Source organism: Aeromonas eucrenophila (assembly GCF_000819865.1).
GTDB lineage: Bacteria > Pseudomonadota > Gammaproteobacteria > Enterobacterales > Aeromonadaceae > Aeromonas > Aeromonas eucrenophila.
The window spans coordinates 688,621-707,775 of record NZ_CDDF01000005.1 but is presented as its reverse complement, the minus strand read 5'-3'; the positions used below and the strand labels follow the sequence as shown (position 1 = coordinate 707,775).

Genomic DNA, 19,155 nt, shown 5'->3' with positions numbered 1-19,155 from the left:
ACAGATTTAATCAATTCAGCGGAATTGAGAGATAAAAATATTGTCCATCTGGACGTCTATCTTGACCGAATGGCCCCGACTCACTACCGTGGGCACCCCATAGCGGCAGGATGCCCACCCTGTGCCCGAGCTGATTCGGGTTCACACAGGCCGCGACAGGAGGTCATTGTTCAAGTTTCGAGGAACACATGATCCAGACCCAACCCAGTGCCAGGGCCCTGCTGCCCCTGCTGGTCTTTCTTGCTCTCTTCATCGGTACCGGCACCTGGCTGACCCTGCAAGGGGTCGAATTCGCCTTCTACCAGTTGCCCGCCCCCGTGGCCGCCCTGCCCGCCGTCATGCTGGCGCTGATGCTGGGCAAAGAGGGGTTCAACAAGAACCTCGAGACCTTCTTCAAGGGGGTCGGTGACAGCAACATCATGGCCATGTGCCTCATCTATCTGCTGGCGGGCGCCTTCGCCACCGTGGCCAAGGCCACCGGCGGGGTGGATGCCACTGTCGCGCTGGGGCTCTCGCTCATCCCGAGCTGGTTCCTGTTGCCCGGCCTGTTCCTCATCTCGGCCTTCATTGCCACCGCCATGGGCACCTCCATGGGCACCATAGGTGCCGTGGCGCCGGTGGCGCTGGGCGTCGCCCAGGCGACCGGCATAGACCCTGTGCTGATGGCGGGCACCATACTCTCCGGCGCCATGTTCGGGGACAACCTCTCCATCATCTCCGACACCACCATAGCCGCGACCCGCAGCCAGGGCTGCGAGATGAGGGACAAGTTCCGGGAAAACGTCAAGATTGCCGCCCCCGCCGCCGTGCTGGTGATCCTGCTCTATCTGCTGCTGGGCTCCACCGGCGATGCGCCGGCCACCACCGCTGGCGCCGATCTGTTCAAGGTCGCCCCCTACCTGCTGATCCTGGTGTTGGCGTTGGCGGGGATGAACGTGTTCGTGGTACTGGGGCTCGGCATCCTGGCCGCCGGTGGTGTCGGCCTGGTCGGCAACTATCCCCTCGGTCAGTTCAGCAAGGATATCTACCAGGGCTTCACCAGCATGCAGGAGATCTTCCTGCTCTCCATGCTGATCGGCGGCCTCGGTGCCCTGATGGAGCGCCAGGGGGGGCTGGCCTGGATCAGCGCCCGCATCGCGGCCCTGATTTCCCGCTTCACCCGCGCCCACGACGGTGAGCAGAACGAGAAGGCGGCTGAACTCGGCATCGCCGGGGTGGTGAGCCTCACCAACCTCTGCACAGCCAACAATACGGTGGCCATCATAGTCGCCAGCAAGGTGGCACGGGACTTGGCGGAGCAGCACGGGGTCACCCCGCGCCGCGCCGCCTCCATGCTGGATATCTTCTCCTGCGTGGTACAGGGCCTCATCCCCTGGGGCGCCCAGGCGCTGCTGCTCGGCTCCATCTTCGCGCTCTCACCCCTAGCGGTGGTGAGCATGAGCTTCTATCCCATGGCCTTGGCGTTGGCTGCTCTGGTCGCCGTCTTTATCAAGCATCAGACGAGAAGCGCCGCCGAGCAGCGCCAAGCCGCCTGAGCATCAGCTTCTATCGCTGATGAGCACTGGCGCTGGCTGCCATAGTTGCGGTCTTTATCAAGCATCAGACCCGAAGCGCCACCGAGCAGCGCCAAGCTGCCTGAACATCAGCTTCTATCGCTGATGAGCACTGGCGCTGGCTGCCATAGTTGCGGTCTTTATCAAGCATCAGACGAGAAGTGCCACCGAGCAGCGCCAAGCTGCCTGAGTCGCCACTCTTTGATACCGGGCGCTGTACCAAGCAGCGCCCGTCACTGGCCAGACAGAGCCACCAGCCCCCCTCTCTCCCCCTGCCCCGCTTTCCATCCCGGATGGCCCTTGTTAAGGTAACCCCAGCCTTTTCGCCCCATCACAGGAGCCCCCATGCCGGATACCCAAACCGATAGACCCGATGAGCGACAATCCCTGCGTCAACTCATTCGCCAGCGCCGAAAGAGCCTGAGCCCGGCCGAGCAGCAGGCCGCCGCCGCCCAGTTGGTGGTCCGCTTCCAGGCGCACCCGCAGATCCTGGCGGCCAGCCGCATCGCCCTCTATCTGGCCAACGACGGCGAGCTCGATCCCCTGCCCGCCATTGAGTGGCTCTGGGGCCGACAACAGGAGGTGTTCCTGCCGGTGCTGCACCCGGACGCCCCGGGCCACCTGCTGTTCCAGCGCTACACCCCTACCAGCCCCATGACCCGCAACCGTTTCGGCATTCCCGAGCCCGAGCTCGACCTGTCGCAGGTGCTCCCCCACGACGCCCTGGACATCATCTGCACCCCGTTGGTGGCCTTCGATGCGGCAGGCAACCGGCTCGGCATGGGAGGCGGTTATTACGATCGCACCCTGGCCGACTGGCACGAACATAAACGGGGCCCGAGACCCCTTGGACTGGCCCACGACTGCCAGCAGGTGGATGCGGTGCCCAAGGAGCAGTGGGACGTGCCGCTGCCCGAGATCATCACCCCAGCTCGTTGCTGGCGCTTCTCCTGAGTCCGCGGATTGTGGTGGTCAGGGCCACTGCCCGACCCATATCTGGCGATATTTTCGACTGCCGCACGGCCCCATGAACGATAAACAGGCAAACGATTTACATCTTGGGGTTTTTAGGGCCAGAACGTGAGCCAGGTGGTCGCCCTCGGGGGCAGGCTTGGATATAATGCGCCCGCTTTTTCCCAAAGGATCCATCATGACTCAAGATGAAATGAAGAAGGCGGCCGGTTGGGCTGCGCTCAAATACGTGATTCCCGGCACCATAGTCGGGGTCGGCACCGGCTCCACCGTCAATCACTTCATCGACGCCCTGGCGACCATGAAGGACGAGATCAAGGGCGCAGTATCGAGCTCCATCGCCTCCACCGAGCGCCTCAAGGGCTTCGGCATTCAGGTGTTTGATCTCAACGACATCGATGCCCTCTCCGTCTACGTGGATGGCGCCGACGAGATCAACGCCAGCCGCGACATGATCAAGGGCGGTGGCGCTGCCCTGACCCGCGAAAAGATAGTGTCTGCCGTGGCCGACAAGTTCATCTGTATCATCGACAACACCAAGACGGTCGAGGTGCTCGGCACCTTCCCGCTGCCGGTGGAAGTGATCCCCATGGCCCGCGAATACGTGGCCCGCGAGATCCGCAAGCTGGGTGGCAACCCGGTGTGGCGTGAAGGGGTGGTCACCGACAATGGCAACATCATCCTGGACGTCAAGGGGATGGCCATTCACGATGCCAAGGGGCTGGAAACCCGGCTCAATGCCATCGTCGGTGTAGTCACCAACGGCCTGTTCGCCCACCGTGGTGCAGACGTGGTACTGATCGGTACTCCGGATGGGGTCGTGACCCAATAAGGCATCTGCCATGGTCGGCGCGGTCACCAACGATCTGTCTTCCGCCCACCGTGGTGCAGACGTGGTACTGATCGGTACTCCGGATGGGGTCGTCACCCAATAATGGCTTGATGCAACGATAACGGCGCCTGATGGCGCCGTTTCTGTTTATGCCTCAACGAGTTGCAAATCAGTGTTTACAACAAACGTTGATAACATCAAAGAATTTGACTTTCGTCACAAATATTCCCTCTCCCAAACGTTTTTGCTACTTTACGGTTTTCTTCACACCGCATACCTGCACAGGTTTTTAAAACAATAGAGGGATCGTCATGACAGCCAAGTTTTCGCTGGACAAGGATAAAATCAAGGTGCTGCTGCTGGAGGGAGTCCATCCCAACACGGTGGAAACCTTCCGTGCCGCCGGTTACACCAGTGTGGAGTATCTCAAGACTTCCCTGTCGGAAGAGGATCTGATCGAGCGCATTCGCGACGTGCATTTCGTCGGCCTGCGCTCCCGTACCCAGCTCACCGAGAAGGTGCTGGATGCCGCCGGCAAGCTGGTCGCCATCGGCTGCTTCTGCATCGGTACCAACCAGGTCGCCCTCGACGCCGCCCATGTGCGCGGTATCCCGGTGTTCAACGCCCCCTTCTCCAACACCCGCTCCGTGGCCGAACTGGTGCTGGGCGAGATCCTGCTGCTGCTGCGCGGCATCCCGGAGAAGAACGCCAAGTGTCATCGCGGCGTCTGGGAGAAGCTCGCCAACCGCTCCGTCGAGGCCCGTGGCAAGAAGCTCGGCATCATCGGCTACGGCCACATCGGTACCCAGCTTGGCATCATCGCCGAGATGATCGGCATGAAGGTCTACTACTACGACATCGAGAACAAGCTCTCGCTGGGCAACGCCATCCAGGTGCCGAATCTGGTGGAGCTGCTCAACATGTCTGACGTCATCAGCCTGCACGTACCGGAGACCGCCTCCACCAAGGATCTCATCGGTGCCGAGCAGCTGCGCATGATGAAACCCGGCGCCATCTTCATCAACGCCTCCCGCGGCACAGTGGTGGACATCGAGGCCCTGGCCGACGTCATCAAGAGCGGTCACCTCTCCGGCGCCGCCATCGACGTCTTCCCGTCCGAGCCCAAGTCCAACGACGAGGAGTTCCTGACCCCGCTGCGTGGCCTGGACAACGTGATCCTGACTCCGCACATCGGTGGCTCCACCCAGGAAGCCCAGGAGAACATCGGGCTGGAAGTGGCCAACAAGCTGGTCAAGTACTCCGACAACGGCTCCACCCTCTCCGCCGTCAACTTCCCGGAAGTCTCCCTGCCCGGCCACAAGGGCTCCAGCCGCCTGCTGCACATCCACCGCAACCAGCCGGGGGTGATGAACCAGATCAACCAGATCTTCGCCGACGAAGGCATCAACATCGCCGGTCAATACCTGCAGACCAGCAGCCATATCGGTTACGTGGTGATCGACGTGGAGACCGAGCACAGCGAGAAGGCCCTCGCCAAACTCAAGGAGATCGGTGGCACCATCCGTGCCCGGATCCTGCATTGATGCGCTGAGCCCGGTGCTCGACCAGCAAAAAGCCCGTCTCGATGACGGGCTTTTTTATGCTGCGGAGCTTGGATGTTATCGGTCTCTTCTGCTCCCTTCTCCCCTCGCGGGAGAAGGGCTGGGGATGAGGGGGAGAAGAGGCCTCCCTCACCCTGCCCTCTCCCAAAGGGAGAGGGGAAATACGTGATAGAAAATGAGGCCTAACCTACCACCAGCCGAACAGGTTATGCCCCACCGAGCTCCCCGTTCCTCTTGATACCGAAAGCGCTACCACCAGCCCAGCAGATTGCGGCCGATAAGGGCGCCCCACACCAGGGCGTTGAGGGCCAGGGCGATAAAGACGGCTGCGGAGCCGAGATCCTTGGCGCGCCCCGACAGCTCGTGGTGTTCGGAGCCGACCCTGTCTACCACGGCCTCGATGGCGGAGTTGAGCACCTCGACGATCACCACCAGCCAGCTGATGGAGATGAGCAGCAACGTCTGGTTGAGGGAGTCCCCGAGCCAGAAGGCCAGCGGCATCAACAACAGGATCAGCACCAGCTCCTGACGGAAGGCCGCCTCGTTAATCCAGGCCGATTTGAGACCCTTCATGCTGTAACCGGTTGCGTTGATGATGCGAGTGACCCCGGTCGCGCCTGGCTTTGCCACGATAACTACCTCATTTGGAATGGCTTTTGGGCTCACATCCTAGCAGAGCCCTTGAAGGTTTCCATCAGGGGATTTTTGCTTTATTTTATCCCTTTGCCTTTTCGGCACGCCATCAGGCGACCGCCCACATCACCCACTCGAGAAATGAGTCGAATGTCCATTCACACCGATGAATTGCGCACCCGCCCCCTGGAGTCCCTGATCACTCCGAGCGAACTCGCGCACGCCTTCCCCATCAACGACCGTATCGCCCAGAACCTGCTGGATGCCCGCCGCGACGTGGAAGCCATCCTGGCCGGTGAGGATCAGCGCCTGCTGGTCATCGTCGGCCCCTGCTCCATCCACGATCCCGCCGCCGCCCACGAATATGCCCTGCGCCTCAACGCCCTGCGCGAGCAGTACAAGGGCAGTCTGTGCGTCGTCATGCGCACCTATTTCGAGAAGCCGCGCACCATCGTCGGCTGGAAGGGCCTCATCAACGATCCCCGTCTGGACGGCAGCTTCGACGTCAACGAGGGGCTGAAACTGGCCCGCAAGCTCCTGGTCGACATCAACGAGACCGGCATGCCCACCGCCACCGAGTTCCTCGACATGGTGACCGGCCAGTACATCAGCGACCTCATCACCTGGGGCGCCATAGGGGCGCGCACCACCGAATCTCAGGTGCACCGCGAGATGGCCTCCGCCCTCTCCTGCCCGGTCGGCTTCAAGAACGGCACCGACGGCAACACCCGCATCGCCATCGATGCGGTGCGCGCCGCCCGCCACAGCCACATCTTCTATTCCCCGGACAAGGACGGCAAGATGACCATCTACCGCACCGCCGGCAACCCCTATGGCCACGTGATCCTGCGTGGCGGCCACAGGCCGAACTACGACACCGCCAGCGTCGACGAGGCGTGCGAGGCTCTGGCCGATGTCGGCCTGCCCCAGCGGCTGGTGGTGGATTTCAGCCACGGCAACAGCATGAAGGATCATCGCCGCCAGCTGCTGGTGGCGCAGGATATCTGCGATCAGCTGCGCCGTGGCCGCACCGGCATCGCCGGCATCATGGCCGAGAGCTTCCTGGTGGAAGGGCGTCAGGACGTGGAGAACGGCTGCGCCGCCACCTTCGGCCAGAGCATCACCGATGCCTGTTTGTCCTGGGCCGATACCGAGACCCTGCTGGCGATGCTGGCGGAAGCCGCCCAGGTGCGGCTGGACAAGCAGAAAGCCTGAGCAATCAAACCAATGCGAAGGGGCCGGTATCACTGATACCGGCCCCTTATTTTTGATAACGACCGATGACGCTTAGCTCATCGCCCCTGCCGCCTTATCTCTGCACCATCCCCCTCACAGGCTCGGCATAAACCAGACCCGGCCGCCCGCTTCGATGCGATCGGTCTTTATCTGGAACACCCGGGCCAGCAAGGCTTCGTCGATAAGCTCGGTGCCCCCCTCGCTCACCACCTGCCCCCCTTGCAGGCAGAGGATGCGATCCGCCCAGTCGATGGCCAGATTGATGTCGTGAATGGCGAGCACCACCAGCAACCCCTGCCGGGCCAGCTGCTTGAGCAGGCGCAACAGGGCCAGCTGATGGTGCAAGTCCAGCCCCGCCAGGGGCTCATCCAGCAGCAGAACCCGCCCCGCCGGATTGAGGCCGGGCCAGATCTGCAGCAGGGTACGGGCGATCATCACCCGCTGCTGCTCGCCACCGGACAGGCGGCTGAAGTCTCGCGCCAGCAACCCCTCCAGCTCGAGCGCCGCGCACAGCTCGGCCACCGCCTGATTGCGCAGCTCAGGCGCTGCTGTCTCATCCAACCCTAAGCTCAGCACCTGAAACACCGGGATATGAAACAGCTGGGGCTGGCGCTGGGGCAGCATGGCACGCTGCCGGGCAAGCTCAGGCCAGCTTATCTGCGAGATGGATTGCCCTTCGAGCAGCACATCTCCCTTTCCGGGGAGGATACCGGCCAGGGCGCCGAGCAGGGTCGATTTGCCGCTGCCGTTGGGGCCGAGCAGGGCCACCAGCTGGCCGCCGTCCCAGGTGAGATCCAGCGGCGCCAACCGCTCGGGGATGGCCAGCGCACGGGCTGCGAGCACGTTGTGGGAGCGGTCAGGCATGGGCGTCTTGCCTCAGCAGCAGGTAGATGAAGAGCGGCGCCCCCACCGAGGCGGTGATGACGCCGATGGGCAGCTCGCCGGCGCTCAGGGCCGAGCGGGCGATGAGATCGGCGCCCAGCAGCAGGGCGCCGCCGCCGAGGGCCGAGGCGGGCAACAGGAAGCGCTGATCGCTGCCACCACAGAGTCGCAGCAGGTGGGGCACCACCAGCCCGACAAAGCCGATGACCCCGCACAGGGCCACCGCCATGCCGGTGAGCAGGCAGACTGCCAGCACCAGCCGCACCCGCACCCTGTCCACGTCCAGCCCCATCAGCCGGGCCTGGGTCTCCCCCAGCAGCAGCTGCTGCAAGGCCCTGCCCTGCCAACAGAGCCAACCCAGCGTCAGCGGCAACACCAGCCACCACCAGGCGAGCTGCTGGCTGCCATAGGAGAGGCTGCCCATCATCCAGAACATGAATTCGCGCAAGGAGGCGTCGTCGGCAAAATACATCAGCCAGGTCATGGCCGCGTTGGTGAGGATGCCGATGGCGACCCCGAACAGCAGCAACTTGGCGTGGCCGAGCCGGGCCCGGCGCGCCAGCCGGATCAACAGCATGGTCACCAGCAGGGCGCCGCCGAAGGCCGCGAGGGACAAACCCCAGCCCGGCAGATAGACGCCGAGGGATTTGGCCACCGCCATCGCCACCATGGCCGCAAGGCCAGCCCCGCTCGACACGCCGAGCAGGCCGGGCTCCGCCACCGGGTTGTGCAGCATCACCTGCAGCACGGCGCCGCCACAGGCGAGCGCCGCCCCCGCCAGCAGGGCCAGCAGGGCGCGCGGCAACCGCAGCTCCAGCAGAATGTGGCGCTCCAGCTCACCCAGCGGCTGCCAGGGCAGCAGCAGGAATTCTCCCCAGGCCAGGGACAGCAAGAACAGTGAGAGTGTGAGCAGCGACAGGGCGAGCAGCCAGTGGCGCTGCCAGCGCCGCTGGCGATGGATGAGAGCGAGATACACGCGGGATCCCCGAAATGAGACAGGCTCGGCACCCGAGTGGGGAGCCAGCAGGAAAGCTGCATGATAACAGCGCGTTACCACCCAAGGTCAAGGGTGGTAGGCCTTGGCCAGCCCCTCTACCTCGCCGCTTGCCACCATCTCTTGCAGCGCCTGCGCCAGCGCGGGCCCGAGGCCGTGATGAGGTGAGCGCTTGCTCATGCCCAGATAGAGCACCACGGGGTGCGGCGGGCGATAGTCCGCCTTGACGAGGCCGGCGTCGTTGCGCTGGCTCAGGGCGTAATCTACCTGGCAGTCGGTGCCTATCATCAGCGGCAGATGGCCGCGCTCCACCATGCGTTGCAACTGGTCTTCGGTGGGGACGCCGTGCTTGTCGATCTGGCTGTCATCGTCGAAGGGATCGAAATAGGCCGAGTTGAGCACAAAGCCCACCTCCTTGCCCTTGAGATCCTCATAGCGGTGCAGGGCGGCCACCGCCGCCGGCTTGCCATAGAAAGCGGGCCGGCATTGATAGTAGGCAGGTTGCAGGTAATCGACGAAGGCGGCGCGCTCCCGGGTATGGGCCAGCCCTATCATCAGGTCGGCCTGACCGGTCTGCATCTGCTTGAGGGCCCGTCCCCATGGCACCCGCTTGAGTTCGAGCGCGATGCCGCTGCGGGCCTGCAATTGGCGCAGGATATCGATATCCAGGCCGTAAAATTGATCGTCCTGCGCCAGCATGCGAAACGGGGGCCAGACATCAGTGACCACCGTCAGGGTCGGCGCGCCCTTTGCCACAGAGGTAACGGGCGCCATGCAGGCAAACAACAGACCAAGCACTCCCCAGCTTGTCTTGCCCATCCATCTCCAGCCTTATTGTTGCTCCATCCTTGTGAGACAAAAATACCCTCAAGCCCCACTTATGGAAACCCATGGAGTCGAGATAAAATGCATTGATTTCAAAGGAGAACCTAATGAACCCTATCGTCACCAGCATAGGACTGCTGATCTGCAGCAACGTCTTCATGACCTTCGCCTGGTATGCCCATCTCAAGAGCATGAACCACAAGCCCTGGATCATCGCCGCCCTGATAAGTTGGGGGATCGCGCTGTTCGAGTACCTGTTGCAGGTGCCCGCCAACCGCATCGGCCACACAGTGCTCAGCGTCGGTCAGCTCAAGATCTTGCAGGAGGTGATCACCCTGACGGTGTTCGTGCCCTTCTCCGTCTTCTATCTGAAAGAAGATCTGAAGTGGGACTACCTCTGGGCCGGGCTCTGCATCATGGGGGCGGTATTTTTTGTGTTTCGCGAGAAACTCACCGGTGCCTGACAGGGTACACTCAAGCACATCGACAACCACCGCATCCCTTTGAGTGACGAGGCAAAACATGGAATTGCGCGACATGCTACAGACCCTGGCCAAACAGGATGGCTCGGATCTCTATCTCTCCACCGGGGCGCCCCCCTGCGCCAAGTTCAACGGCGCCCTGCGCCCCTTGAACGAGATACCGCTGGAGCCGGGCGAGGTGGCCAGGATCGCCGACAGCATCATGGATCTCGAGCAGAAGCAGCAGTTCGAGAAGGAGCTGGAGATGAACCTCGCCATCTCCCTGCCCCAGATTGGCCGCTTTCGGGTCAACATCTTCAAGCAGCGCAACGAGGTCTCCCTAGTGGCGCGCAACATCAAGACCGAGATCCCCCGCTTCGAGGATCTCAAACTGCCCCCGGTGCTGCTCGACACCATCATGGAGAAACGGGGCCTGGTGCTGTTCGTCGGCGGCACGGGCTCGGGCAAGTCCACCTCCCTTGCGGCCCTCATCGATCATCGCAACCGCAACCACAGCGGCCACATCATCACCATCGAGGATCCGGTGGAGTTCGTCCATCGCCACCGCAAGAGCATCATCAACCAGCGGGAGGTAGGGGTGGACACCCGCAGCTTCCACGCGGCGCTGAAAAACACCCTGCGTCAGGCGCCGGACGTGATCCTCATCGGTGAAATTCGCGACCGCGAGACCATGGAGCATGCCCTGGCCTTCTCCGAGACCGGGCACCTCGCCATCTCCACCCTGCACGCCAACAACGCCAACCAGGCGCTGGATCGCATCATCAACTTCTTCCCCGAGGAGCGCCGCCCGCAGTTGCTCAACGATCTGGGCAACAACCTCAAGGCCTTCGTCTCCCAGCGGCTGGTAAAGACCACGGACGGCGGGCGCCGGGCGGCGGTGGAGATCATGCTCGGCACCCACACCATTCGCGACCTCATCAAGCGCGGGGAATTTGGCAGCCTCAAGGAGATCATGGAGAAATCCAAGGCCCTCGGCATGGTCACCTTCGACGGCACCCTGTTCGATCTGGTGGTGGAAGGGGTGATCGACGAGGAAGAGGCGGTGAAGAACGCCGACTCGGCCAACAACCTGCGCCTCAAGATCAAGCTGTGGAAGGAGAAGGGACAGATCGCCAACAGCGCCGATGCCAGCGGCTGGAGCCTGGAGCCGACCAAGGATGATAACAACGACCTGTTCTAGTCAGGACCCGTTCTCGTCAAGCACTGCCCCCCGTTGAACCCACCCCCGCCATGGCGGGGGTGGGTTCTCTCACTCTCCCCTACGCACGCCCCGTCATACGCCATACGCCATACGCCATACGCCATACGCCCACAGGGTGAACCCTCGCCCTCTCTGCCATGCCCCTCGATCACATAAATGACAAAATAATTAATTTGAATCCCGCCCCCGCATGAAAACCCTTTCACACAGGCTTCAAAGGAGGCACCATGAGGAGGTATATCAATAAAGGGGTATTCAATGTTGTTACAACCTGCCAATACAGCAAAATCCAGACAGTTGCTGAACGAGACCATGGCCTTGGTTCTCGCAGGAGGGCGTGGCAGTCGCCTCAAGCAGTTGACCGACAACAGGGCGAAACCGGCGGTGCATTTCGGCGGCAAGTTCCGCATCATCGATTTCGTGCTCTCCAACTGCATCAATTCAGGGATCCGCCGGGTCGGCGTGGTCACCCAGTACAAGTCCCACAGCCTGCTGCGTCACCTGCAATCTGGCTGGTCCTTCCTGCGCTATCAGATGAACGAATTCATCGACTTGCTGCCCGCCCAACAACGGGTTGACGAGGTCAACTGGTATCGCGGCACCGCCGATGCGGTCTATCAGAATCTGGATATCATTCGCGATCACGGCCCCAAATATGTGGTGGTGCTGGCGGGGGATCACATCTACAAGATGGATTACGCCGCCATGCTGCTCGACCACGTCAACCTGGGGGCCAGGGTGACGGTGGCCTGCATCGAGGTACCCCGTACCGAGGCGAGCGCCTTTGGCGTGATGGCGGTGGATGCGGATCGCAAGATCAACGCCTTCGTCGAGAAACCCGCCGATCCGCCGGCCATGCCCGGCAAGGACGATACGGCGCTGGCCTCCATGGGGGTCTACATCTTCGAGGCCGAGTATCTCTACCAGTTGCTGGAAGAGGATCTCGCCAACCAGGCCTCCCACCATGATTTTGGCATGGACGTGATCCCGCGGGTGGTCAGGGAGGGCACCGCCTACGCCCATCCGTTCGGCCTCTCCTGCGTCGGCTGCTGCCCACAAAAGCACCCCTACTGGCGCGATGTGGGGACGGTGGACTCCTTCTGGGAGGCCAACATGGATCTCGCCTCCGTCGCCCCGGAGCTCGACATCTACGATCAGGACTGGCCCATCTGGACCAGCCAGAAGATGATGCCCCCCGCCAAGTTCGTGCAGGACAGACACGGCCAGCACGGCATGGCCATCAACTCCATGTTCGCGGGCGGCACCATAGTCAGCGGCTCCTTCATCGTGAGCTCGGTGCTGTTCCCCAACGTGCGAGTCGACTCCTTCTGTACCCTGGATCAGGCGGTGATCTTCCCCGGGGTCGAGATCGGGGCCGGCTGCCGGCTGCGGCGGGTGGTGATCGACAAGGGCTGCATCCTGCCGGAAGGGTTGGTGGTGGGGGAAAACGCCTGCGAAGACGCCCGCCGCTTCCACCGCTCCGAGCAGGGTATAGTGCTGGTCACCCAGGAGATGCTGGCCAGACTGACATGACCCCAAGCCACGGGGTTGGCCAGGATGCAGAAAGCAAAAGACCCGCCGATGGCGGGTCTTTTTCATTCGAGGTGCGGCGCCTCAGCTGCGCTGCACCAGCCCTATCTGGCCGGGCTCGCACCACTCGAACATCACCTCCTGGCTCTTGCCGCAGCAGCTGCCGCCGCACACCTGGGTCTCCCGCTTGGCGACGCGGCCCTTGCGCATCCAGACGCCGAGCATGGCCTCCACCGCATCCTCCGAGGTGTGGAAGTGGCGGGCCAGCTCCCGCCTGCTCACCCTCTGCTGCACGGCGAGGTAGTCACCCAGTTCCCGCAAGATCATAGAGTCACCACCTTGCGCGCGACTATGTCGCCGTGGCGACGGCCGAACCACCAGAGCAGCACCAGGGAGAGCGCATAGCTCGCGACCCACAGCAGGCTCTGCTCGGGGTGCGCGGCAAAGGTGGCCAGCTGATAGAAGACGGTGGCACACAGGAAGGCCGTGTAGTTGCACCAGGCGGCGGTGAACAGGGCCCACTGACGACCGGTTTCCCGCACCAGGGCGCCCATGGCGGCGGCGCAGGGCATGTAGAGCAGCACGAACAGCAGGTAAGCGAAGGCCCCGGCCATGCCGTCGAAGTGGGTCTGCATGTTGCCGTAGGTGGAGGTGTCGACCTCCTGGGCCTCGGCGGCCGCCTGCTGGTCTTCCAGCTCGCCCACCTTGAGCCCCATGGGATCGCTCGGATCGATGTCGGCCAGGTTGGCGGGAATGGTGGCGAGCGCCTCCTGCAGACTGCCCAGCAGGGAGTATTCACTCTCCTCCTCATCCCCGGTGTTGCCGGCGTAGAGGCTGTTGAGGGTGGCCACCACGGCCTCCTTGGCGAAGATGCCGGTCAGGATGCCGACCGTCGCCTGCCAGTTGTCTTCCCGTATGCCGATGGGATGCAGCACAGGGGTCACCGTCTGGCTGAGCTTGCTCAGCACCGAGCTCTCCTGATCCTGGTTACCGAAGCTGCCGTCGGTGCCGAGGGAATTGAGCACGCTCAGCACCGCCACCATCAGCACTATGGTCTTGCCCGCGCCGAAGATGAAGGCCTTGAGTTTTTGCCAGGTGCGGATCCCCACGTCCACCGGACGGGGCCACTCGTAGTCCGGCATCTCCATCACCATGGACTCGCTCTTGCCCGGCAACAGGGTGCTGCGCAGGAACAGACCGGTGAGCACCGCCACCAGGATGCCGAAGAGATAGAGGCCGAACACCAGGTTCTGACCGGATTCGGGGAAGAAGGCCACCGCGAACAGGGCATAGACCGGCAGACGGGCGCCGCAGGACATGAAGGGCGCCATGGCCGAGGTCATCAGCCGCTCGCGCTCGGAATTCAGGGTGCGGGTCGCCATCACGGCGGGCACGGTGCAGCCAAAGCCCATCAGCATGGGCACGAAGGCCTTGCCGGGCAGGCCGAGGCGGCGCATCAGGGCATCCACCACGAAGGCGGCTCTCGACAGATAACCGGAGCTCTCCAGCACGGCGAGGAACAGGAACAGGCAGCCCACCACCGGAATGAAGGTCGCCACCGTCTGCAGGCCGGCGCCGATGCCGTCCGCCAGCACGGCTCCCAGCCAGTCCGGGGCATCCACCAGCCCCAGCAGGTGGTGAATGCCGTCCACGAACAGGGCGCCGCCCATGATGTCGAAGAAGTCGATGAAGGCGCTGCCCACCTTGATGGCGAACATGAACATCAGGTACATCACCAACAAGAAGAAGGGGATGCCTATCCAGCGGTTGAGCAGCGCCTTGTCCAGCCACTCGCTCTGGGCGACGGTGAGCTTGCCCTTCTGCTGGCACGCCTGCTGGGCCCAGTGATGGATGTGGCCGTAACGCAGATCCGCCAGCTGCAGATCGATGTCCTGGGCGTTGTGGGCACGCTGCACCAGGTTGCTGGCCGCGGCTTGCTGACCGGCCTGCAGGGTCTCCTGCATGGCGATGTCTTCTTCCAGCAGGCGCAGGGCGCGACCACGGGTGGCCAGATGATGGGGGGCGAGCAGGGTCTCAAGCTCGGCGATGTCCGCCTCCAGCGGCTGACCGTAGTCGAGCACCAGCGCGGGCTGGGGCTTGCCGATGAACTGCTGGATCTGCGCCTTGAAGGCCGCCACCTGCTGACGATTGTGGGCAGACAGCGACACCACGGGGCAGCCGAGCGCCTGGGCGAGCAGGGTCTCGTCTATGGTGACCCGGCGTTTTTGCAGCAGATCGATCTTGTTGAGCACCACCACCATGGGCAGGCCCAGCTCGCGCAGTTGCAGGGTTAGGTAGAGGGAGCGCTCCAGGTTCGCGGCGTCGATGACGTTGAGCAGCAAGTCCGGCTGCTGGCCCTGCACGAAGCGGCTGGCGATCTGCTCGTCGAGGCTCGCCTCCTGATTGGCCAGGGCGTAGATGCCGGGCAGGTCCATCAGCTGATAGTCGTGGCCCCCGGCGGAGAATTCGCCCATCTTCTTGTCGACGGTGACCCCGCTCCAGTTGCCCACCTGCTGGCGGGCACCGGTCAGGGCGTTGAACAGCGAGGTCTTGCCGCTATTGGGATTGCCGACGGTAACCAGGTTGTAGCTCATGCCGGTTTAACCTCGATGCGTTGTATCAGGCTCTGCTGTTGAAAGGGGTTCATAACACCTCCACCTCTATTTGCTGCGCCAGGCTCTTTTGCATGGAGAGACAGATGCCCTGGCACTGGATCTGGAGCGGATCACCCAGCGGCGCCGTGCGCAGATAGATGACTTCAGTCTGAGGCAGCAGGCCCATCACCATCAGCTTGCGTCGTAGCGGGCGCGTCAACTGGTTCATGTTCTTGATGCGAGCACTCTGCCCCGGCGACAACTGCGTAAGAACCATGACTGACTCCTGAAGTTAAACAAGAATAATTCGCTTTTAGTCGGGGAATTATAAGCTGTGCCCCCAACTTTTATTTGCGTAAAATCAAACTCCGCTCAGCTAACTCACAAAGATTTACCATGACCCCAGACAACAACAACCGCCTGGTCTACAGCACGGACGGCGGCATGATCAAGGAATCCACCAGCGCCCAACCCGCCTCTCCCTTCCCCACCGACGGGGTGGTGCGCATTCGCCGCGAGACCAAGGGCCGCAAGGGCGCCGGCGTCATCACCATCCACGGCGTGCCGGCAGATCAGCAGAAAACACTGGCGACCCTGCTCAAGAAGAAGTGCGGTACCGGCGGTGGTCTGAAAGACGGGATCATCGAGATCCAGGGGGATAAACGGGACCTGATCAAAGCCGAGTTGGAGAAGGCCGGCTTCAGCGTCAAGCTGGTGGGCGGCTGATCCACTTGTCTCCTCTCGGCTTTTTCCCTAGAATGCCCGCTCCCATCGAGGGGGAGTAGTCTCGCCGCCGGTTGCGCTGTTAGCCAACACCGACGCGCGATCCTGATCAACATACTTGGTGCCAACTCACCATGGTCAGGATGATCCGGGCAATGCCGGATTTGACAAGACCTTTGACGGGCCAGTGCCAATACCGGGGACGGATAGCGCAGGCTTGTCATAGGTATAACAATTCCGTCCCCCGGTTATTTTTTATGGAAGCCTTGTTAACCTCAACCCTGAGCGTGGCCATCGCCGAAATTGGCGACAAGACCCAGCTCCTGGCGTTGCTGCTCATCTGTCGTTTTCGGAAACCCTGGCCCATCATCGCCGGCATGCTGGCGGCGACCCTGCTCAACCACGCGGGTGCCGCCTGGATAGGCGGGTTCATCAGCAATTGGCTGGATCCCAAGGTGATGACCTACCTGGTGGCGGCGGCCTTCATCGCCATGGCTGTCTGGATTTTGGTGCCGGACAAGATGGACGATGAGGAGAGTTCCCTCGACAAGTACGGCCCCTTCATGGCCACCTTCGTGCTGTTCTTCATCGCCGAGATCGGGGACAAGACCCAGATAGCCACAGTGCTGCTGGCGGCCAAGTACGACTCCCTCACTCAGGTCATCACGGGGACCACCCTCGGCATGATGCTGGCGAACGTGCCCGTGGTGATGCTCGGCAAGCTCGGCGCCGACAAGCTGCCCCTCAAGGGGATCCGCATCGCCTGCGCCGTGCTCTTCGTGGGGCTCGGCGTCAGTACCCTGCTCTTCGTCTGAGTTGGCCCTCATAAGGTAGGGAGGTCAGCGTGAGCACTGACTTACCCCACCAGAGCGCCAGCCTCATCGAGCCCCGATCCGAGATCGGGGCTTTTTTGTGCCTCCCTGTTGTCTCCCCCTGGCCGCCCATGCCGCTCTCCCCACAACCTGGCCACTGTCGCATCCACCCGGTCGGGGTCTGCCCCGGGCCGCCGCACCGTGCCATAATGCGACAAACACAAGCACAGACAGGCACTTGGGAGCCTCGCCATGCACCTCACCTCAAGACAGACCCTGCTCGACTGGGTCAGACGCGGCCGCCTCGCACCGGCGAACCTGCCGGCCGCCCTGGCGCTGATGGGCCTTCCCCCCGCAAGCGCGCGCTGGCAATGGCTGTTCGACAGGCTGCTGCTCTGGCTCGGCAGCCTGTGTCTGGGCGCCGGCCTGGTGTTCTTCGTCGCCTTCAACTGGCAGGAGCTCGGTCGCCTCTCCCGCCTCGCCCTGCTGGAGCTGCCCCTGCTCGCCATGCTGGTGCTGCTGTGGCGCAAACCCATGACGGACACCCCTCGCCAGGCCCTGCTGCTGGCGGTGGCCCTCAACATAGGCGCCCTGCTGGCCCTGGTGGGCCAGACCTATCAGACCGGCGCCGATCCCTGGCAGCTGTTCGCCACCTGGGCCCTATTGCTGTTGCCTCTGGCGGCGCTCGGCATGAGCCCGCTGCTCTGGACCTTAAGTTGGCTGCTCGGCCAGCTGGCGCTGGTGCTCTACTGGCGGCTCGGCCTGTTCGGCTTCTTCTTCGCGTTCGATGAGCAGGCCCTCGGCTGGTGCCTGACCCTGTTCAACGCCGCGCTCTGGGGCGCGCTGCTGCTGGTGCCCGCCCGCTTCAAGCTGATGCCCTCTTGGCTCGCCGGGCTGGCGGCCGGGCTCGGTGTCACCTTGCTCGCCCTGCTGGCACTGTTCGATGCCGCCTCCCCCTGGGTTTGGCCCGCCTGGATCGGCTGGCTCGTCGCCGCCTATCTGCGCTGGCACCACAGATTCATCGCCGGGCTCGCCATGGGGTGCCTGAGCCTCATCGCCGTCATTCTTGCGGCCCTTGGCAAGTGGATGGAGCCCGACGTGAACGGTTTCCTGCTGCTGAGCCTTATCGCCATCGGCCTCTCGGTGGTCGCCAGCCGCTGGCTGCAACAACAACGGAGGCTCCATGGTTAATCTCACTCTCTGGCAATCCCGGCTCATCGCCAGCCTGACCACTGCGGCATCGCTAACCACCACCTTGCAACAACGGAGGCTCCATGGCTGAGCTGACTCCTTGGCAGCGGCTGCGGGCCGCGGATCTGGTCGAGGGCGAGACGCCCCTCGACGATCAACCCCACTGGTCGAGCCGCTTCCTGCTCGGCATGGTGGGCTGGATAGCCGCCCTCTTCCTGCTGTTCTTCCTGTTTATGGCCTTCGACGACTTCATCCGTGAGGCCAACCACGCCCTCGTCATGGGTGCCATCCTGATGGCCGCGGCCCTCGGCCTCAACCGCCAGGCCAAACGCAATGATCTCTGGGATCAGTTCGTGCTGGCGCTCGCGCTCGCCGCCGATGCCTGGCTGCTCTATGGCCTGATCGACAGGATCGATCTGCACTCGGCCCCCCTCTGGCTCGGTCTCTGCCTGCTCTCGTTGGGCATCGCCGCCCTATTCGAGCACTGGCTGGTGCGGCTTTTTCACAGCTTCGCCGCCGCCCTGCTGCTCACCCTTGGGCTGGCCTGCCTCGGCCTGCAACTGCTGGCCCTGCCGCTGGTGATGGCGGCGATCACCGCCTGCTGGCTGCTGGCCGAGCGCCAACCGACCCGCCATCAGCTCTATGAATCCCTCACCCTGGGGCTGGCCCTCTCCCTGCTGGTGCTGGGCCGCCTGCACCATCCGCTGTGGGAAAGCGGTGGCAGCGTGCTCGACGAGCTGGGGCTCTCCCGCCTGCCGCTCTGGCTCAACCCCGTGCTGTGCGCGGCCCTGCTGCTCGGGGTCATGGTGAAACTGAAGCTGCCCTTGCTCTATGGCCTGCCGCTGGTGCTGATCAGCGCCATCATTCCCGGCATGGGAGCCGGCGCCCTGGTGTTGGTGCTCGGTTTCTATGCCGGCAGCCTCGGGCTGATGACCCTGGCGGGCCTGCTGTTGCTCGGCTTTGGCTCCCTCTATTACTACGATCTCGGGCTGACTCTGATGACCAAATCCTGGCTGCTGCTGGGCTCGGGGGCCCTGCTGCTCGGGGCTCGCCAGCTACTGAAAATGCTGAACAGGGAGATCCCATCATGAGCCGCCTCGCCCCTGTGCTGACTGGCCTCGCCCTGCTGATCG

At 63.1% G+C, this 19,155-nt stretch carries 19 protein-coding genes; 12 read left to right on the top strand and 7 right to left on the bottom strand.

Annotation, left to right across the window (positions count from 1 at the left end; all coding sequences use genetic code 11):
* Positions 1-188 precede the first annotated feature (188 nt).
* The 4 genes from BN1124_RS07200 to serA all read left to right on the top strand — a co-directional run bounded on the left by BN1124_RS07200 (position 189) and on the right by serA (position 4,901).
* Positions 189-1,535: a Na+/H+ antiporter NhaC family protein gene (locus BN1124_RS07200; RefSeq protein WP_042640415.1), complete on the top strand. Its 1,347-nt coding sequence runs from the start codon at positions 189-191 to the stop codon at positions 1,533-1,535.
* Between the two features lie 363 nt (positions 1,536-1,898).
* Positions 1,899-2,507 (top strand): 5-formyltetrahydrofolate cyclo-ligase, encoded by a 609-nt coding sequence (locus BN1124_RS07195; protein WP_042640413.1) that lies wholly within the window; start codon positions 1,899-1,901, stop codon positions 2,505-2,507.
* A gap of 196 nt (positions 2,508-2,703) precedes the next feature.
* Positions 2,704-3,357, top strand: a complete 654-nt coding sequence (gene rpiA / locus BN1124_RS07190) for a ribose-5-phosphate isomerase RpiA (protein WP_042640411.1) — start codon at positions 2,704-2,706, stop codon at positions 3,355-3,357.
* Positions 3,358-3,668: 311 nt separating this feature from the next.
* Positions 3,669-4,901 (top strand): phosphoglycerate dehydrogenase, encoded by a 1,233-nt coding sequence (gene serA, locus BN1124_RS07180; RefSeq protein WP_042640407.1) that lies wholly within the window; start codon positions 3,669-3,671, stop codon positions 4,899-4,901.
* Positions 4,902-5,168: 267 nt separating this feature from the next.
* On the opposite strand, the gene BN1124_RS07175 is transcribed toward serA, so the two are convergent.
* Complete coding sequence (locus tag BN1124_RS07175) at positions 5,169-5,549, bottom strand: diacylglycerol kinase (protein ID WP_042640405.1); 381 nt, start codon at positions 5,547-5,549, stop codon at positions 5,169-5,171.
* 153 nt (positions 5,550-5,702) lie between these two features.
* Here BN1124_RS07175 and BN1124_RS07170 point away from each other — a divergent pair, with 153 nt between their 5' ends.
* Positions 5,703-6,767, top strand: coding sequence for a 3-deoxy-7-phosphoheptulonate synthase (locus BN1124_RS07170; RefSeq protein WP_042640403.1), 1,065 nt, complete (start codon positions 5,703-5,705; stop codon positions 6,765-6,767).
* A gap of 114 nt (positions 6,768-6,881) precedes the next feature.
* On the opposite strand, the gene BN1124_RS07165 is transcribed toward BN1124_RS07170, so the two are convergent.
* From BN1124_RS07165 to BN1124_RS07155, 3 genes are all read right to left on the bottom strand, one after another.
* A complete protein-coding gene (locus BN1124_RS07165; RefSeq protein WP_048822933.1) occupies positions 6,882-7,652 on the bottom strand; it encodes an ATP-binding cassette domain-containing protein in 771 nt (256 codons plus the stop codon).
* Positions 7,645-8,646 carry a vitamin B12 ABC transporter permease BtuC gene (gene btuC / locus BN1124_RS07160; protein ID WP_042640401.1) on the bottom strand — a complete coding sequence of 334 codons (1,002 nt, stop codon included), beginning with the start codon at positions 8,644-8,646 and terminating at the stop codon, positions 7,645-7,647. Before btuC ends, BN1124_RS07165 begins: the two co-directional genes overlap by 8 nt.
* 87 nt (positions 8,647-8,733) lie before the next feature.
* Positions 8,734-9,483 (bottom strand): substrate-binding periplasmic protein, encoded by a 750-nt coding sequence (locus BN1124_RS07155; protein WP_042640399.1) that lies wholly within the window; start codon positions 9,481-9,483, stop codon positions 8,734-8,736.
* Between the two features lie 113 nt (positions 9,484-9,596).
* Between BN1124_RS07155 and BN1124_RS07150 the strand changes: the two genes are divergently transcribed.
* From BN1124_RS07150 to glgC, 3 genes are all read left to right on the top strand, one after another.
* Positions 9,597-9,953: a DMT family protein gene (locus BN1124_RS07150; RefSeq protein WP_042640396.1), complete on the top strand. Its 357-nt coding sequence runs from the start codon at positions 9,597-9,599 to the stop codon at positions 9,951-9,953.
* A gap of 58 nt (positions 9,954-10,011) precedes the next feature.
* On the top strand, positions 10,012-11,151 hold the full coding sequence (gene tapW / locus BN1124_RS07145; RefSeq protein ID WP_042640394.1) for a type IVa pilus ATPase TapW: 1,140 nt from the start codon (positions 10,012-10,014) through the stop codon (positions 11,149-11,151).
* A 279-nt stretch (positions 11,152-11,430) separates the two neighbouring features.
* Positions 11,431-12,705 (top strand): glucose-1-phosphate adenylyltransferase, encoded by a 1,275-nt coding sequence (glgC, locus tag BN1124_RS07140; protein ID WP_042640392.1) that lies wholly within the window; start codon positions 11,431-11,433, stop codon positions 12,703-12,705.
* An 81-nt stretch (positions 12,706-12,786) separates the two neighbouring features.
* Here the strand turns inward: glgC and BN1124_RS07135 are convergent, their stop codons facing one another.
* Genes BN1124_RS07135 through BN1124_RS07125 form a run of 3 tightly spaced genes read right to left on the bottom strand, consistent with a single transcriptional unit; the run spans position 12,787 to position 15,573 of the window.
* Positions 12,787-13,029, bottom strand: coding sequence for a FeoC-like transcriptional regulator (locus BN1124_RS07135; RefSeq protein WP_042640390.1), 243 nt, complete (start codon positions 13,027-13,029; stop codon positions 12,787-12,789).
* On the bottom strand, positions 13,026-15,296 hold the full coding sequence (feoB, locus tag BN1124_RS07130; protein WP_042640388.1) for a Fe(2+) transporter permease subunit FeoB: 2,271 nt from the start codon (positions 15,294-15,296) through the stop codon (positions 13,026-13,028). The genes BN1124_RS07135 and feoB overlap by 4 nt, the downstream gene beginning before the upstream one ends.
* 49 nt (positions 15,297-15,345) lie before the next feature.
* Entirely contained in the window at positions 15,346-15,573 is a 228-nt protein-coding gene (locus BN1124_RS07125; RefSeq protein ID WP_033131211.1) for a FeoA family protein, read from the bottom strand.
* A gap of 119 nt (positions 15,574-15,692) precedes the next feature.
* On the opposite strand from BN1124_RS07125, the gene BN1124_RS07120 reads away from it, so the two are divergent.
* From BN1124_RS07120 to BN1124_RS07105, 4 genes are all read left to right on the top strand, one after another.
* On the top strand, positions 15,693-16,022 hold the full coding sequence (locus BN1124_RS07120; RefSeq protein WP_042640386.1) for a translation initiation factor: 330 nt from the start codon (positions 15,693-15,695) through the stop codon (positions 16,020-16,022).
* A gap of 254 nt (positions 16,023-16,276) precedes the next feature.
* Complete coding sequence (locus BN1124_RS07115) at positions 16,277-16,834, top strand: TMEM165/GDT1 family protein (protein WP_042640384.1); 558 nt, start codon at positions 16,277-16,279, stop codon at positions 16,832-16,834.
* A 249-nt stretch (positions 16,835-17,083) separates the two neighbouring features.
* Positions 17,084-18,022, top strand: a complete 939-nt coding sequence (locus BN1124_RS07110; protein WP_042640383.1) for a DUF2157 domain-containing protein — start codon at positions 17,084-17,086, stop codon at positions 18,020-18,022.
* 83 nt (positions 18,023-18,105) lie between these two features.
* Complete coding sequence (locus BN1124_RS07105) at positions 18,106-19,113, top strand: DUF4401 domain-containing protein (RefSeq protein WP_042640381.1); 1,008 nt, start codon at positions 18,106-18,108, stop codon at positions 19,111-19,113.
* The last annotated feature ends 42 nt before the right edge of the window (positions 19,114-19,155 follow it).

Coding starts and splice junctions, on each gene's coding strand:
- BN1124_RS07165 (WP_048822933.1), bottom strand. CDS start 7,652: ATGCCTGACCGCTCCCACAACGTGCTCGCAGCCCGTGCGCTGGCCATC.
- BN1124_RS07170 (WP_042640403.1), top strand. CDS start 5,703: ATGTCCATTCACACCGATGAATTGCGCACCCGCCCCCTGGAGTCCCTG.
- BN1124_RS07125 (WP_033131211.1), bottom strand. CDS start 15,573: ATGGTTCTTACGCAGTTGTCGCCGGGGCAGAGTGCTCGCATCAAGAAC.
- BN1124_RS07150 (WP_042640396.1), top strand. CDS start 9,597: ATGAACCCTATCGTCACCAGCATAGGACTGCTGATCTGCAGCAACGTC.
- BN1124_RS07105 (WP_042640381.1), top strand. CDS start 18,106: ATGGCTGAGCTGACTCCTTGGCAGCGGCTGCGGGCCGCGGATCTGGTC.
- BN1124_RS07120 (WP_042640386.1), top strand. CDS start 15,693: ATGACCCCAGACAACAACAACCGCCTGGTCTACAGCACGGACGGCGGC.
- BN1124_RS07200 (WP_042640415.1), top strand. CDS start 189: ATGATCCAGACCCAACCCAGTGCCAGGGCCCTGCTGCCCCTGCTGGTC.
- BN1124_RS07195 (WP_042640413.1), top strand. CDS start 1,899: ATGCCGGATACCCAAACCGATAGACCCGATGAGCGACAATCCCTGCGT.
- BN1124_RS07115 (WP_042640384.1), top strand. CDS start 16,277: ATGGAAGCCTTGTTAACCTCAACCCTGAGCGTGGCCATCGCCGAAATT.
- BN1124_RS07110 (WP_042640383.1), top strand. CDS start 17,084: ATGCACCTCACCTCAAGACAGACCCTGCTCGACTGGGTCAGACGCGGC.
- feoB (WP_042640388.1), bottom strand. CDS start 15,296: ATGAGCTACAACCTGGTTACCGTCGGCAATCCCAATAGCGGCAAGACC.
- rpiA (WP_042640411.1), top strand. CDS start 2,704: ATGACTCAAGATGAAATGAAGAAGGCGGCCGGTTGGGCTGCGCTCAAA.
- BN1124_RS07135 (WP_042640390.1), bottom strand. CDS start 13,029: ATGATCTTGCGGGAACTGGGTGACTACCTCGCCGTGCAGCAGAGGGTG.
- serA (WP_042640407.1), top strand. CDS start 3,669: ATGACAGCCAAGTTTTCGCTGGACAAGGATAAAATCAAGGTGCTGCTG.
- glgC (WP_042640392.1), top strand. CDS start 11,431: ATGTTGTTACAACCTGCCAATACAGCAAAATCCAGACAGTTGCTGAAC.
- tapW (WP_042640394.1), top strand. CDS start 10,012: ATGGAATTGCGCGACATGCTACAGACCCTGGCCAAACAGGATGGCTCG.
- BN1124_RS07155 (WP_042640399.1), bottom strand. CDS start 9,483: ATGGGCAAGACAAGCTGGGGAGTGCTTGGTCTGTTGTTTGCCTGCATG.